This is a genomic window from Pseudomonas proteolytica, assembly GCF_007858275.1.
Taxonomy (GTDB): Bacteria; Pseudomonadota; Gammaproteobacteria; order Pseudomonadales; family Pseudomonadaceae; genus Aquipseudomonas; species Aquipseudomonas proteolytica.
On record NZ_VFEV01000016.1, the window covers coordinates 41,690 to 55,069 of the forward strand.

At 63.0% G+C, this 13,380-nt stretch carries 16 protein-coding genes; 14 read left to right on the forward strand and 2 right to left on the reverse strand.

Features of this window, described 5'->3' with window-relative positions; translation table 11 throughout:
* Nucleotides 1-71 precede the first annotated feature (71 nt).
* Together FIV38_RS13330 and fliK are read right to left on the reverse strand one after the other, a co-directional pair.
* Complete coding sequence (locus FIV38_RS13330) at nt 72-401, reverse strand: EscU/YscU/HrcU family type III secretion system export apparatus switch protein (protein ID WP_029292582.1); 330 nt, start codon at nt 399-401, stop codon at nt 72-74.
* Nucleotides 398-1,975 carry a flagellar hook-length control protein FliK gene (gene fliK / locus FIV38_RS13335; RefSeq protein ID WP_092234581.1) on the reverse strand — a complete coding sequence of 526 codons (1,578 nt, stop codon included), beginning with the start codon at nt 1,973-1,975 and terminating at the stop codon, nt 398-400. Before fliK ends, FIV38_RS13330 begins: the two co-directional genes overlap by 4 nt.
* 197 nt (nt 1,976-2,172) lie before the next feature.
* On the opposite strand from fliK, the gene ccmA reads away from it, so the two are divergent.
* The 14 genes from ccmA to phnF all read left to right on the forward strand — a co-directional run bounded on the left by ccmA (nt 2,173) and on the right by phnF (nt 13,372).
* Nucleotides 2,173-2,808, forward strand: coding sequence for a cytochrome c biogenesis heme-transporting ATPase CcmA (ccmA, locus tag FIV38_RS13340; RefSeq protein WP_029292586.1), 636 nt, complete (start codon nt 2,173-2,175; stop codon nt 2,806-2,808).
* Entirely contained in the window at nt 2,805-3,473 is a 669-nt protein-coding gene (gene ccmB / locus FIV38_RS13345) for a heme exporter protein CcmB (RefSeq protein WP_029292588.1), read from the forward strand. The genes ccmA and ccmB overlap by 4 nt, the downstream gene beginning before the upstream one ends.
* Before the next feature lie 85 nt (nt 3,474-3,558).
* Nucleotides 3,559-4,314 carry a heme ABC transporter permease gene (locus tag FIV38_RS13350; RefSeq protein WP_029292590.1) on the forward strand — a complete coding sequence of 252 codons (756 nt, stop codon included), beginning with the start codon at nt 3,559-3,561 and terminating at the stop codon, nt 4,312-4,314.
* On the forward strand, nt 4,311-4,487 hold the full coding sequence (gene ccmD, locus FIV38_RS13355) for a heme exporter protein CcmD (protein ID WP_029292593.1): 177 nt from the start codon (nt 4,311-4,313) through the stop codon (nt 4,485-4,487). Before FIV38_RS13350 ends, ccmD begins: the two co-directional genes overlap by 4 nt.
* Nucleotides 4,484-4,939: a cytochrome c maturation protein CcmE gene (gene ccmE / locus FIV38_RS13360; RefSeq protein ID WP_092234584.1), complete on the forward strand. Its 456-nt coding sequence runs from the start codon at nt 4,484-4,486 to the stop codon at nt 4,937-4,939. Before ccmD ends, ccmE begins: the two co-directional genes overlap by 4 nt.
* 3 nt (nt 4,940-4,942) lie before the next feature.
* Nucleotides 4,943-6,931 carry a heme lyase CcmF/NrfE family subunit gene (locus FIV38_RS13365; protein ID WP_029292597.1) on the forward strand — a complete coding sequence of 663 codons (1,989 nt, stop codon included), beginning with the start codon at nt 4,943-4,945 and terminating at the stop codon, nt 6,929-6,931.
* Nucleotides 6,928-7,464, forward strand: coding sequence for a DsbE family thiol:disulfide interchange protein (locus FIV38_RS13370; protein WP_029292599.1), 537 nt, complete (start codon nt 6,928-6,930; stop codon nt 7,462-7,464). The genes FIV38_RS13365 and FIV38_RS13370 overlap by 4 nt, the downstream gene beginning before the upstream one ends.
* On the forward strand, nt 7,461-7,934 hold the full coding sequence (locus tag FIV38_RS13375) for a cytochrome c-type biogenesis protein (protein ID WP_029292601.1): 474 nt from the start codon (nt 7,461-7,463) through the stop codon (nt 7,932-7,934). The genes FIV38_RS13370 and FIV38_RS13375 overlap by 4 nt, the downstream gene beginning before the upstream one ends.
* Complete coding sequence (gene ccmI, locus FIV38_RS13380; RefSeq protein ID WP_092234587.1) at nt 7,927-9,120, forward strand: c-type cytochrome biogenesis protein CcmI; 1,194 nt, start codon at nt 7,927-7,929, stop codon at nt 9,118-9,120. The genes FIV38_RS13375 and ccmI overlap by 8 nt, the downstream gene beginning before the upstream one ends.
* A gap of 16 nt (nt 9,121-9,136) precedes the next feature.
* Entirely contained in the window at nt 9,137-9,532 is a 396-nt protein-coding gene (locus tag FIV38_RS13385) for a flagellar basal body L-ring protein FlgH (RefSeq protein ID WP_092234590.1), read from the forward strand.
* Between the two features lie 307 nt (nt 9,533-9,839).
* Nucleotides 9,840-10,673 carry a phosphonate ABC transporter ATP-binding protein gene (gene phnC, locus FIV38_RS13390; RefSeq protein ID WP_092234593.1) on the forward strand — a complete coding sequence of 278 codons (834 nt, stop codon included), beginning with the start codon at nt 9,840-9,842 and terminating at the stop codon, nt 10,671-10,673.
* Between the two features lie 32 nt (nt 10,674-10,705).
* Entirely contained in the window at nt 10,706-11,707 is a 1,002-nt protein-coding gene (gene phnD / locus FIV38_RS13395) for a phosphonate ABC transporter substrate-binding protein (RefSeq protein ID WP_092234596.1), read from the forward strand.
* 142 nt (nt 11,708-11,849) lie between these two features.
* Nucleotides 11,850-12,632: a phosphonate ABC transporter, permease protein PhnE gene (gene phnE, locus FIV38_RS13400; RefSeq protein ID WP_032859104.1), complete on the forward strand. Its 783-nt coding sequence runs from the start codon at nt 11,850-11,852 to the stop codon at nt 12,630-12,632.
* A gap of 35 nt (nt 12,633-12,667) precedes the next feature.
* Entirely contained in the window at nt 12,668-13,372 is a 705-nt protein-coding gene (gene phnF, locus FIV38_RS13405; protein WP_166647836.1) for a phosphonate metabolism transcriptional regulator PhnF, read from the forward strand.
* Nucleotides 13,373-13,380 lie beyond the last annotated feature (8 nt).

The following is a 13,380-nucleotide window of genomic DNA, read 5'->3' on the forward strand; positions in this document are numbered from 1 at the left end:
CAACGCGGGGCAAGCCCGCTCGCCACAATAGCTAGCTCCCACATTTTGGGTCGGCATACAGCCTTGGGATTTCAGTAATCATCCCCGCGCGCCGTCACATCCCGCTCCTCTGGCTCGGCATTCGGGTCATAGCCCACCGGGAATTTGCCCTTCAACGTCCAGGCAAACGCAATGATCTCGGCGATGGTCCGGTACAGCTCTTCGGGAATGCTGTCCCCCAGTTCCATGCGCGCCAGCAATTTCACCAGCTCGGCATTTTCATAAATCGGTACTTCGTGCTCCCGCGCCAACTTCAGAATGGCTTCGGCCAGGGCGTCGTCGCCTTTTGCGGTCAGGGCGGGAGCCGCTTTGCCGTCGTATTTGAGGGCGATGGCCTGGCGCGGTGGGTTGGGGTTTTTCATGCGGTTTCATCCACCCAGCGTTGTTCCAGCCCGGTCTTTGGCCCGCGGGGCGGGGTGCCGAGGTGGCAGTCGAGGTCGCCGACGTTGAGGCCCGACGACACCAGGCGTTCGCGCAGGCTGCCCAGGTGGCTTTCGATCAGGCTGGCGGTGAACGGGCGGGTGGCCCACAACTGGCTGGAGAGTTTGCCTTCGCTCAGTTGCGCCTGGACCTGCAACGGGCCCAGGGGCTCCATGTCGAACGCCAGCTCCACGCGCCAGAGCATTTTTTTGGCGTCGCGTTCGATCTTGCGTTCAGGCTCGTCCTTGTCCGGCGCCGGTTCTTCGCGCTGGAATTTGACCTGCAGTGGCACGATGTCCTGCAGGGTACGCATGGGGATTTCCATCTGCCAGGTGGTTTGCAGGCGGCCGTCGGCGGTGGTGCCGGTCTGTTCCAGGCTCGACAATTGGTGGCTCTGCAAACGGGAGATGGCGCCGGCGGCCAGGCGCAGCAGGTTTTCCAGGCTGTTTTCACCCTCCAGGCGCTGCAACAGCCGCTCCGGCAGAGGGAAGCCGCCCGGCGCGGTGCGGGCGCCCATCTGGCCGAGGGTGCCCAAGGGGCTACGCACAAAACTGGGCAGCATCTGCGCCAGGGTGTTGGCGGCCAGGATGGCATTGAGATTGGTGCTGGCGGGGAGGGCGGGCATCAGTTCGGCCACCAGGCGCAGCAGGCTGCCCTTCATGTCCAGAGGCGGGACCAACGGATTTTGCCCGGCCAGCAGCTTGGCTTCCAGCAGCGCGCCGCTGTTGTGCAGCAATTGCGCCAGCACCTTGGGGTTACTGACTTGGGCCAGGTCGGGCATGCCGGCCAGCACCCGCTCTACCGCCGCGCGCAGATCCGCCGGCAGGTCGGCAGTGCGCGGCAGGTTTTGCAGGGCGCTGAGCAGGCTTTCCAGCGAGCCCTGGCGGCTTTGCTGGGTGGCCAATTGCTGACTGACCGCCAGTTGATCGCGCAGCCCGCTCAAGGGCACGAAATCCAGAGTCTGCGCGCCCTGTACCACGGCGCTGAGCAAGCTGCCGACGCGCAGCGGTTGCGGGCTTTCCAGGGTCAGGGTGGTGCCGCTCAAGGCGCTGTTGAGCACCGACACCAGCGAGCGGTACAGCGCCGGTTGCCCGGCGCCCTGGGGCAGCATCTGCGAGGTCAGGACCTTGGCTTGCAGCAAGGTGCCCAACGGCAATTGATTGGTGTCGATACGGGTCAGGGCCGCGACATTGGCGCTGAGGGCCTGTTGCAGGCTGATCGCCAGGTCGCCGGACGCCGTCTGGCTCACCGCGACATTGCTGCCCAGGGGCAGCGGCTGGCTGCTGGCGGCCTGTACCAGGGTTTGGCGGCCACCTTCGAGGGTCAGCTTGAGCAATAGCTGAAAGGCTTCACCGCCTTGCTTGAGCGCCAGCACCTCGGCGTTCACGGTTTTTCCGGCGTCGATCAAGCCTGTCTGGGGCTCCAGCAGTTTCAGCAGTTCGCCCACTGCAGGCGCAGGCCTGGGCCCGGTGGCCGGGGCTGGGGGGAGGGTCGGAAGGTTGATGTCACCGGTCATCGTGGCCGCCGTCTCAAGGAAATTGCCCTCTTTAGAGTAGGGCATCGCATGTATAATGCCGCCCGTCTTCAAAGAGCGGGTCAAAAACATCACAACTGATTGATCCAGCTCTCTAAAACAGGCCGCCAATGCAGTTATTGTGCATCTCTTTAACGGCCGTTCCACCGCCGACTTGAACCGTAAAGGCCCGCGATCTTGTGACCAGTCCACTACTTGAAGCCGTTGCGCTTGCCTGTGAGCGAGACCTGCGGATGCTGTTCGAACACCTCGAACTGCGTCTGGCGGGCGGCGACATGGTGCAGATCAGTGGGCCCAACGGCAGCGGCAAGACCAGCCTGCTGCGCCTGCTGGCCGGTTTGATGCAGCCCACGGCAGGGCAGGTGCGCCTTAACGGCAAACCGCTGCACGAACAGCGTACGGAGCTGGCGCGCAACCTGCTGTGGATCGGCCACGCCGCCGGAATCAAGGATGTGCTGACGGCTGAAGAAAACCTCAGTTGGCTCAGCGCCCTGCATCACCCGGCTACGCGCGAGTCCATCTGGCAGGCCCTGGCCGCCGTGGGCCTGAAGGGTTTCGAAGATGTTCCCTGCCATACCCTGTCGGCCGGCCAGCAACGCCGCGTGGCCCTGGCCCGGCTGTACCTGGATGGCCCGCCGCTGTGGATCCTCGACGAACCGTTCACTGCCCTCGACAAACAGGGCGTGGCCCAGCTTGAAGAACACCTGGCCCGGCATTGCGAGCAGGGTGGCATGGTGGTCCTCACCACCCATCACACCTTGACCCGCATGCCCGCCGGCTACCGTGACCTGGACCTGGGGCGGTGGTCGGTATGAGTGTCTTTGCCCTGTTGGTCGCCCGCGAAGCTCGCTTGCTGTGTCGTCGCCCGGCCGAGTTGGCCAACCCGCTGGTGTTTTTTGCGATTGTCATCGCCTTGTTCCCTTTGGCGGTCGGCCCCGAGACTAAACTGTTGCAAACCTTGTCTCCGGGACTGGTGTGGGTAGCGGCACTTTTGTCCGTCCTGCTCTCGCTGGACGGGCTGTTTCGCAGTGATTTCGAAGATGGATCCCTCGAACAGTGGGTCCTTTCGTCGCACCCCCTGCCTCTTCTGGTACTGGCCAAGGTACTGGCACACTGGGCCTTCTCCGGCCTGGCGCTGGTCCTGCTCGCGCCGCTGCTGGCGATGATGTTGGGACTGCCTTCCGAATGCCTGCCGGTGTTGCTGGCCTCGTTGTTGCTAGGCACCCCGGTGCTGAGCCTGCTGGGGGCCGTCGGTGCGGCACTGACCGTCGGCTTGAAGCGCGGTGGGCTGTTGCTGGCCTTGCTGATTTTGCCTTTGTATATCCCGGTGTTGATCCTGGGCAGCGGCGCCTTGCAGGCCGCGCTCATGGGGATGCCGGCGACCGGTTACCTCTTGTGGCTTGGCAGCCTGACCGCCCTGGCGGTAACCCTGACACCCTTTGCTATAGCGGCCGGCCTGAAAATCAGCGTCGGCGAATAATGAGGTCTGACCCAGTGTTTTCACTGAGTCAGTAAAGACCCTAAGCTTCTTGCAACGACAAGAAGCAACCGTGATGGAAACAGCAATGAACTGGACCTGGTTTCACAAGCTCGGCTCGCCCAAGTGGTTCTATGGCATCAGCGGCAAAATGCTGCCCTGGCTCGCCGTCGCCGCCTTCCTGCTGATCGGTATCGGCCTGGTCTGGGGCCTGGCCTTCGCGCCGCCGGACTACCAGCAGGGCAATAGCTTTCGCATCATCTATATCCACGTTCCCGCCGCGCTGCTGGCCCAGTCCTGCTACGTGATGCTGGCGGTGTGCGGCATCGTCGGCCTGGTGTGGAAGATGAAGCTGGCCGACGTCGCCCTGCAATGCGCCGCGCCCATCGGTGCCTGGATGACCGCGGTTGCATTGCTGACCGGGGCGATCTGGGGCAAGCCGACCTGGGGTTCGTGGTGGGTCTGGGATGCGCGACTAACGTCCATGTTGATCCTGCTGTTTCTGTACTTCGGTCTGATTGCCCTGGGCAACGCGATCAGCAATCGTGAGAGTGCCGCAAAGGCCTGCGCGGTGCTGGCGATTGTCGGCGTGATCAATATCCCGATCATCAAGTACTCCGTGGAGTGGTGGAACACCCTGCACCAGGGCGCCACCTTCACCCTCACCGAAAAACCGGCGATGCCCGTGGAAATGTGGGCGCCGCTGCTGCTGATGGTCCTGGGCTTCTACTGCTTTTTCGGCGCGGTGCTGCTGATGCGTATGCGCCTCGAAGTGCTCAAGCGTGAAGCCCGCGCCAGTTGGGTCAAGGTCGAAGTGCAAAACAGCCTGGGAGCCCGTGGATGAGTTTCGCCTCTTTCAGTGATTTTCTCGCCATGGGCCACCACGGCCTGTACGTCTGGACCGCCTATGGCATCAGCCTGGCAGTCCTGGCCCTCAACGTCGTTGCGCCGATCCTGGCCCGCAAGCGTTACCTGCAACAAGAGGCGCGTCGTCTGCGCCGGGAGACCGATAAGTGAATCCGCTGCGTAGAAAGCGTCTGTTGATCATCCTTGCCATCCTGGTGGGCGTCGGCGTTGCCGTGGGCCTGGCCTTGAGCGCCTTGCAGCAGAACATCAACCTGTTCTATACCCCGTCCCAGATCGCCAATGGCGAAGCGCCGCAAGACACGCGCATCCGTGCCGGTGGCATGGTCGAGGCCGGCTCCCTGAAGCGTTCCGGCGACTCCCTGGACGTGACCTTCGTGGTCACCGACTTCAACAAGTCCGTGACCATCACCTACCGTGGCATCCTCCCGGACCTGTTCCGCGAAGGGCAGGGCATCGTGGCCCTCGGCAAGATCAACGCCCAGGGCGTGGTGGTGGCCGATGAAGTGCTGGCCAAGCACGATGAAAAATACATGCCGCCGGAAGTGACCAAGGCCCTGAAAGAAAGCGGCCAATCCGCGCCAACCCCAGCCAAGGAGGGTTAAGCAATGACCTCTACATTGTTTATTCCCGAGTTGGGCCAGTTGGCGATGATCCTCGCCCTGTGCTTTGCCATCGTCCAGGCCATCGTGCCGCTGCTGGGCGCCTGGCGCGGTGATCGGCTGTGGATGAGCCTGGCGCAACCCGCCGCCTGGGGCCAGTTCGCGTTCCTGGCGTTCGCCTTTGGTTGCCTGACCTACGCCTTTATGACCGACGACTTTTCCGTCGCCTATGTCGCCAGCAACTCCAACAGCGCTTTGCCCTGGTACTACAAGTTCAGCGCCGTCTGGGGTGCCCACGAAGGCTCCCTGCTGCTGTGGGCCTTCATCCTCGGCGGCTGGACCTTTGCGGTGTCGGTGTTCTCCCGGCAGTTGCCGCAAGTGATGCTGGCGCGCGTGCTGGCGGTGATGGGCATGATCAGCATCGGCTTCCTGCTGTTCTTGATCATGACCTCCAACCCGTTCGAGCGGATTCTGCCGCAGATTCCCGTGGACGGTCGCGACCTCAACCCGCTGCTGCAGGATATCGGCCTGATCGTCCACCCGCCGATGCTGTACATGGGTTATGTGGGCTTCTCCGTGGCTTTCGCCTTTGCCATCGCCGCCTTGCTCGGCGGGCGTCTCGACGCCGCCTGGGCGCGCTGGTCGCGGCCGTGGACCATCGTCGCCTGGGCCTTCCTGGGTATCGGCATCACCCTGGGCTCGTGGTGGGCCTACTATGAACTCGGCTGGGGCGGCTGGTGGTTCTGGGACCCGGTGGAAAACGCCTCCTTCATGCCCTGGCTGGTGGGCACGGCACTGATTCACTCCTTGGCAGTCACCGAAAAACGCGGCGTGTTCAAGAGCTGGACGGTGTTGTTGGCCATTGCCGCCTTCTCCCTGAGCCTGCTGGGCACCTTCCTCGTGCGTTCCGGCGTGCTGACGTCGGTGCATGCGTTCGCTGCCGACCCTGAGCGCGGCGTGTTCATCCTGATCTTCCTGCTGTGCGTGGTGGGCGGCTCGCTGACCCTGTTCGCCCTGCGTGCGCCGGTGGTCAAGAGCCACGTGGGCTTCAACCTGTGGTCGCGGGAAACCCTGCTGCTGGGGAACAACCTGGTCCTGGTGGTCGCCGCTTCGATGATCCTGCTGGGCACCCTGTACCCGCTGGTGCTCGATGCCCTGACCGGCGCCAAACTGTCGGTCGGCCCGCCGTACTTCAACGCCTTGTTCATCCCGTTGATGGGCCTGCTGATGGTGGTGATGGCGATTGGCGTGCTGGTGCGCTGGAAAGACACCCCGGTCAAATGGCTGCTGGGTATGCTCACTCCGGTGCTGCTGGGCAGTGCCGCCTTGTCGGTGATTGCCGGGATTGCCTACGGCGACTTCAACTGGGCCGTGCTCGCGACTTTCATGCTGGCGGCTTGGGTGTTGCTGGCCGGCGTGCGCGATATCTTCGACAAGACCCGCCACAAGGGCCTGATCAAAGGCCTGCCGACCCTGACCCGCAGTTACTGGGGTATGCAGATCGCCCACATCGGCATCGCCGTGTGTGCCCTGGGCGTGGTGTTGTCCAGCCAGAACAGCGCCGAGCGCGACTTGCGCCTGGCCCCTGGCGAGTCCATGGACCTGGCGGGCTACCAGTTCGTGTTTGAAGGTGCCAAGCACTTCGAAGGGCCGAACTTCACTTCCGACAAAGGCACCGTGCGCGTGGTGCGCAACGGCAAGCAAATCGCCGTGCTGCACCCGGAGAAACGCCTGTACACCGTGCAAAGCTCGATGATGACCGAAGCCGGGATCGACGCCGGGTTCACCCGTGATCTCTACGTGGCACTGGGCGAGCCGTTGGGCGATGGCGCCTGGGCCGTGCGGGTGCACGTCAAACCGTTTGTGCGCTGGATCTGGTTCGGTGGCCTGCTGACCGGCTTCGGCGGGTTGCTGGCCGCGATGGACCGGCGTTACCGGGTCAAGGTCAAGAGCCGGGTGCGTGAAGCCCTTGGCATGCAAGGAGCCGCTGTATGAAGCGTTGGTTGATGGTATTGCCGCTGGCGCTGTTTCTGCTGGTCGCGGTGTTTTTGTATCGCGGCCTGTACCTGGACCCGGCCGAGCTGCCGTCGGCGATGATCGGCAAGCCGTTCCCGGCGTTCTCGCTGCCGACGGTGCAAGGCGACAAAACCCTGACCCAGGCCGATCTGATCGGTAAACCGGCCCTGGTCAACGTGTGGGCCACCTGGTGCATCTCGTGCCGCGTGGAGCACCCGGTGCTGAACAAACTGGCCGAGAAGGGCGTGGTGATCTACGGCATCAACTACAAGGACGACAATGCGGCGGCCTTGAAGTGGCTGGCAGAATTCCACAACCCGTACCAGTTGGACGTGCGCGATGAAGACGGCAACCTGGGCCTGAACCTCGGCGTCTACGGTGCCCCGGAAACCTTCTTTATCGACGCCAAGGGCGTGATCCGCGACAAGTTCGTGGGGGTGATCGACGAAGTGGTCTGGCGCGAACAACTGGCGGCCAAGTACCAGGCCCTGGTGGATGAGGCCAAGCCATGAAACGTTGGCTGACCGCTGCTGTATTGGCGCTGGGGCTGGTGGGCGTGGCCCATGCCGCCATCGATACCTATGAATTCGCCCGGGATGGCGACCGCGAGCGTTTCCGCGAATTGACCAAGGAACTGCGCTGCCCCAAGTGCCAGAACCAGGACATCGCCGACTCCAACGCGCCGATTGCCGCCGACCTGCGCAAAGAGATTTTCCGCATGTTGGGCGAGGGCAAGGACAACCAGCAGATCATCGACTTCATGGTTGATCGCTACGGTGAGTTCGTCCGCTACAAGCCGGCGCTGACCGGCAAGACCGCCTTGCTCTGGTTTGGCCCCGCTGCCCTGTTGCTGGGCGGCCTGGTGGTCATGGCCGTGATCGTCCGCCGTCGCCGTGCCGCTCCCACCGATGGCAGCGACGCGCTATCTGCCCAAGAGCGCCAACGCCTCGACCAACTGCTGGACAAAAAAACTGATGATTGATTTCTGGCTCGCAGCTGGCCTGCTGCTCCTGGTTGCCTTGAGTTTCCTGTTGATCCCGGTGTTGCGCGTACGTCGCGCCCAGCGTGAAGAAGACCGCACCGCGCTGAACGTCGCGCTGTATCAGGAACGTGTTGCCGAACTGCAAACCCAACAAAGCGAAGGCGTGCTCAACGCGGCGCAACTCGACACCGGTCGTGCCGAAGCCGCCCGTGAATTGCTGGCCGATACCGAAGGTGTGGAAAAGCCCCGGGAATCGCGCCTGGGCAAACCGCTGCCACTGCTGGCCGCGGTGCTGGTGCCGGTATTGGGCCTGGCGCTGTACCTGCATTACGGCGCCATCGACAAAGTTGAACTGACCCGCGAATTCGCCGAGCCGCCGGTGTCCCTCGCCGACATGACCCAGCGCCTGGAACGGGCAGCGGCAGCGCAACCGGATTCGGCCGAAGGCCTGTACTTTCTGGGCCGCGCCTACATGGCCCAGGACCGTTCAGCCGATGCTGCCAAGGTCTTTGAGCGCTCCGTGGCCCTCGCCGGTCGCCAGCCAGAATTGCTCGGGCAGTGGGCGCAGGCGCAGTACTTTGCCAACAATAAACAGTGGTCGCCGCAGCTTCAGGCCTTGACCGACGAAGCGTTGAAGCTCGATCCGAAGGAAGTCACCAGCCTCGGCCTGCTGGGCATCGCCGCCTTTGAGGGCCAGCGTTACCAGGAAGCCATCGACTACTGGAACCGCCTGCTGGCCCAGTTGCCGGAGCACGACAACTCCCGCGCAGCGCTGCAAGGCGGCATCGACCGCGCAGCCGAGAAGTTGAAAGAAGGTGGCGGTGTTGTCGCCCCTAGCGTCAAGAGCGCCGTGATGAAAGTGCGTGTGGACCTCGCGGCTGACGTCAAAGCCCGTGCGCTGCCGACTGACAGCGTCTTCATCTTCGCCCGTGCCGTTTCCGGCCCGCCGGCGCCACTGGCGGCCAAGCGCGTGACCGTGGCCGACCTGCCGGTGACCGTCGAACTGGGCGATGCCGACGCGATGATGCCGCAGTTGAAACTGTCCAACTTCGCCGAAGTCCAACTGGTTGCGCGCATCTCACGGGCCGGTCAACCGACTGCCGGCGAGTGGATCGGCCGCAGTCAACCCCTGGCCAGCAGCACCACCGCGACCCAGCAGTTGACCATCGACAGTCCGGATCAATAATTTCGAGGAAACGCCCATGACCGCCATCGCTCGTATCACCCTGCTCAGCCTGGTATTGGGCTTGAGTGCTTGCGCGGTTCATCGGCCACCACCAGCTCCTACGGGCCCGACCATTCCACCGTCGGGCCCATCGACCCAGCCGAGCAGCAAACCCAGCGGCCCGGTCGTCGCCCCGCCCAAACCCTTGCCGAGCAAGTCCCCGACCTTCGCCCCGCCTCCCGGCGCTGCCAGCCATTGGGACGGCAAGATGCAGGTCTACGTGCTGGATGAGCAACCGGACACCTTCTACCGCCAGCGCACCTACTACCGCTGGAGCAACGGCTGGAGCCGCTCCATCAGCCCGAACGGGCCATGGGAAGAGACGAATGTGCAGGGTGTACCGCCGGGGTTGAGCAAGCAGTACGCGAAATGACAAAAGGCGACCTTCGGGTCGCCTTTTTCTTGCCCGCCTGGCACACCGCTACCCATGCCATCACCCTTTGCCAGCGAAAAACTCCCAGACGCTGCGGTCATCCTGAACGCCCGCGTCATCGTTGACGTCCATCGCTGGCCAGCTCCCACAGGAGAACCCTGCGTGTCAGCCAACCTTTCATAAAACCTTCATCAAGCCGCCCCCCTCCCGTCATGTGCAAGTCATAGGTCTGACACCTCCCGCGCCTACTGTCGTTTGAACTCAAACACAGCCATGGAAGGCTGTTCAAACCAAGACAGAGAAGCCCATGACTCCCGCTATCCATGTCGATCACTTGAACAAGACCTTTTCGAAGAAAACCGCACTGGTCGATCTCGAACTCACCATCGCTACGGGTGAGATGGTCGCGCTGATTGGTGCGTCCGGCTCCGGCAAGTCCACCTTGTTGCGCCATTTGGCGGGCCTGGCCTGTTGCGACAAAGGTAATGGCGGCAGCGTCAAGGTACTGGGCCGGGAGGTGCAGGCCAGTGGGCGGTTGAATGGCAGGGTGCGCAGGTTGCGGGCGGATATCGGTTATATCTTCCAGCAGTTCAACCTGGTCAATCGCCTGAGTGTGATCGACAACGTGCTGCTCGGTTGCCTGGGCCGCATGCCGCGCTGGCGCGGCAACCTCGGGTTGTTCAATGCCGAGGAAAAGCAATGTGCCATGCATTCTTTGGCGCGGGTCGGCCTGGCGGACCTGGCCCAGCAGCGCGCCTCGACCCTGTCCGGCGGCCAGCAGCAGCGCGTGGCGATTGCCCGGGCGCTGACCCAGCGCGCCGAGGTGATTCTCGCCGATGAACCCATCGCCTCACTCGACCCGGAGTCGGCGCGCAAGGTCATGGAGATCCTCGCCGACATCAATCGCCGCGACGGCAAGACCGTCGTGGTGACTCTGCATCAAGTCGATTACGCCATGCGTTATTGCCCGCGTGCCGTGGCGCTCAAGGGTGGGCGCATTCATTTCGACGGGCAGGGCAGCGCAATGAGCAGCCAGTTTCTCAACGATCTGTACGGTGCCGATGTCGACACCAGTCTGATGTTTTCCGACCAGTCCCGCCACGCCGAGTTGCCCCAGCGGCTGGCCCTGGCACGCGCTTGAACCCTTACTCACGAGCCACAGGAGCCTGTTCCATGCTGAACCGTATCGGTCATGTTTTTCTATCTGCGGTGTTGTTGGCCAGTGTCGCCATGGGCAATGCCCAGGCTGCCGACAAGGCGATCAACTTCGGCATCATGTCCACCGAGTCTTCGCAGAACCTCAAGAGCATCTGGCAGCCATTTCTCGATGACATGCACAAGAAGACCGGCCTGACCATCAACGCCACCTTCGCCTCCGACTATGCCGGCCTGATCCAGGGCATGCGTTTCAACAAGGTCGATGTGGCCTGGCTCGGCAACAAGGCGGCGATGGAAGCGGTGGACCGCTCCAACGGTGAGATCTTCGCCCAGACCGCCGCCGCCAACGGTGCCGCCGGTTACTGGAGCCTGTTGATCGTGCGCAAGGACAGCCCCCTCAACTCCGTTGAAGACATGCTCAAGAACGCCAAGAACCTGACCTTCGGCAATGGCGACCCCAACTCCACCTCGGGCTATCTGGTGCCGGGCTACTACGTGTTCGCCAAGAACAACGTGGATGCCGCCACCGCCTTCAAGCGCACCCTCAACTCCAGCCATGAAGTCAACGCACTGAGCGTGGCCAAGGGGCAGTTGGACGTGGCCACCTTTAACACCGAAAGCTGGGACCGCCTTGAAGTGACCCAACCGGACAAGGCCGCGCAACTCAAGGTGATCTGGAAGTCGCCACTGATCCCCGCCGACCCGATGGTGTGGAGCAAGGCATTGACCGACAGCGAGAAAACCAAGATCCGTGAGTTCTTTGCCAATTACGGCGACACCGATGAAGAGAAGGCGGTGCTCAAGAACATGCAGCTGGGCAAGTTCCTCGCTTCCAACGACGACCAGTTGCTGCCGATCCGCCAACTGGAGCTGTTCAAGCAGCGCACCACGATCAGTGCCGACAGCAAGCTCGACGCCGCCGACAAGGCCAAGAAGCTGGCCGACATCGACGCTGACCTGGCCAAGCTGCAACAGCGCCTGACCGAGTTGGACAAGAAAACCGCGGCAAACAGCTAACCCCCTGTGGGAACCGGGCCTATGTGGGAGCGGGCTTGCTCGCGAAAGCGGTGCATCAGTCGCTGGATGGGTTGAATGACACACCGCATTCGCCAGCAAGCCCACACACAAACCCGGTTCCAACAATTATCGAGAGTGACCCATGACTACGTTGCACGCTGAAGCCGTTGGCAAGCGCACCTGGCCGCAATACCTGGGCTGGGGCCTGTTCCTGGTGCTGTTGGCCTGGGCCTGGAAGGGCGCCGAGATGAACCCGCTGGCGCTGTATCGCGATTCGGGAAACATGGCGACCTTCGCTGCCGACTTCTTCCCGCCTGACTTCCACGAATGGCGCTCTTACCTCAAGGAGATGATCGTCACCGTGCAAATCGCCCTCTGGGGCACGGTGCTGGCGATTGTCTGCTCGGTACCCCTGGGCATCCTCTGCGCCGACAACATCACCCCATGGTGGATTCACCAGCCGTTGCGCCGGGTGATGGACGCCTTCCGCTCGATCAACGAGATGGTGTTCGCCATGTTGTTCGTGGTGGCGGTCGGCCTGGGTCCGTTTGCCGGCGTTCTGGCCTTGTGGATCAGCACCACCGGGGTCCTTGCAAAGTTGTTTGCCGAAGCGGTCGAAGCCATCGACCCAGGCCCGGTGGAAGGGGTGCGCGCCACCGGTGCCAGCGCCTTGCAGGAAGTGATCTACGGCGTGATCCCGCAAGTGATGCCGCTGTGGGTGAGCTACGCGCTCTACCGCTTCGAAGCCAATGTGCGCTCGGCAACGGTGGTGGGCATGGTCGGCGCCGGCGGGATCGGGGTGATCCTGTGGGAGAACATCCGCGCCTTCCAGTTCGTCCAGACCTGTGCGGTGCTGCTGGTGATCATTGTGGTCGTGAGCCTGATCGACGTGCTGTCCCAACGCCTGCGCAAGCGGTTTATCTGACTTCGGAGGGGTGCCTGAGGGCGCTTTTTTAAAGCATGCAGTTGTCTAGACAAGATGAGCCGGTGTATCGCGAGCTCGCCGATATCCTGCGTCGCGAACTCAGCGACTACCAGGCCGGTGACTTCCTGCCGGGCGAGGTGCAATTGGCTGAACGTTTTGGCGTCAACCGCCACACGCTGCGTCGGGCCATTGATGAGTTGGTGTTCGAAGGCAGCCTGCTGCGTCAGCAGGGCAAGGGCACGCAAGTGCTGGACCGGCCGCTGATCTACCCGATGGGCGCCGACACCGCCTACAGCCAATCACTGTCGGCCCAGGGCCACGGGGTGCAGGCGCTGTTGCTCAAGCGCCGTTATTGCTACGCCAGCCGTGACGAAGCGCAGCATCTGGGGATCGCCGAGATGGCGCCGATGATCGAGCTGCAAACCCTGCGCAAACTTGACCAGCAGCCGGTCAGCCTGATCCGCCATCGCTACTGCGCCAGCCATGCGCCGCTGCTGGCTGACTACAACGGCGGCTCCCTGCGCCAATACCTGCGCGAGCGTGACCTGCCGCTGACCCGCACCCAGAGCCTGATCGGTGCGCGCCTGCCCAACCGTGATGAAGCTGCGCTGCTGATGATGCCCCGGCACTTGCCAGCCTTGACCGTATTCACCCTTTCCCGCGATCGCGATGGCCGCCCGGTGGAGCTGGCGCAGTCCACCAGCCGTTCGGATCGCTTCCAGTACCAGGTGCTGACCTGATGGAGAGT

Excerpts from the sequence above, each read along its gene's own strand:
- phnE (WP_032859104.1), top strand. The coding sequence starts at position 11,850 with ATGACTACGTTGCACGCTGAAGCCGTTGGCAAGCGCACCTGGCCGCAA.
- FIV38_RS13370 (WP_029292599.1), top strand. The coding sequence starts at position 6,928 with ATGAAGCGTTGGTTGATGGTATTGCCGCTGGCGCTGTTTCTGCTGGTC.
- fliK (WP_092234581.1), bottom strand. The coding sequence starts at position 1,975 with ATGACCGGTGACATCAACCTTCCGACCCTCCCCCCAGCCCCGGCCACC.
- phnD (WP_092234596.1), top strand. The coding sequence starts at position 10,706 with ATGCTGAACCGTATCGGTCATGTTTTTCTATCTGCGGTGTTGTTGGCC.
- FIV38_RS13330 (WP_029292582.1), bottom strand. The coding sequence starts at position 401 with ATGAAAAACCCCAACCCACCGCGCCAGGCCATCGCCCTCAAATACGAC.
- FIV38_RS13365 (WP_029292597.1), top strand. The coding sequence starts at position 4,943 with ATGACCTCTACATTGTTTATTCCCGAGTTGGGCCAGTTGGCGATGATC.
- ccmD (WP_029292593.1), top strand. The coding sequence starts at position 4,311 with ATGAGTTTCGCCTCTTTCAGTGATTTTCTCGCCATGGGCCACCACGGC.
- ccmI (WP_092234587.1), top strand. The coding sequence starts at position 7,927 with ATGATTGATTTCTGGCTCGCAGCTGGCCTGCTGCTCCTGGTTGCCTTG.
- phnC (WP_092234593.1), top strand. The coding sequence starts at position 9,840 with ATGACTCCCGCTATCCATGTCGATCACTTGAACAAGACCTTTTCGAAG.
- FIV38_RS13385 (WP_092234590.1), top strand. The coding sequence starts at position 9,137 with ATGACCGCCATCGCTCGTATCACCCTGCTCAGCCTGGTATTGGGCTTG.
- FIV38_RS13350 (WP_029292590.1), top strand. The coding sequence starts at position 3,559 with ATGAACTGGACCTGGTTTCACAAGCTCGGCTCGCCCAAGTGGTTCTAT.
- phnF (WP_166647836.1), top strand. The coding sequence starts at position 12,668 with ATGCAGTTGTCTAGACAAGATGAGCCGGTGTATCGCGAGCTCGCCGAT.
- FIV38_RS13375 (WP_029292601.1), top strand. The coding sequence starts at position 7,461 with ATGAAACGTTGGCTGACCGCTGCTGTATTGGCGCTGGGGCTGGTGGGC.
- ccmB (WP_029292588.1), top strand. The coding sequence starts at position 2,805 with ATGAGTGTCTTTGCCCTGTTGGTCGCCCGCGAAGCTCGCTTGCTGTGT.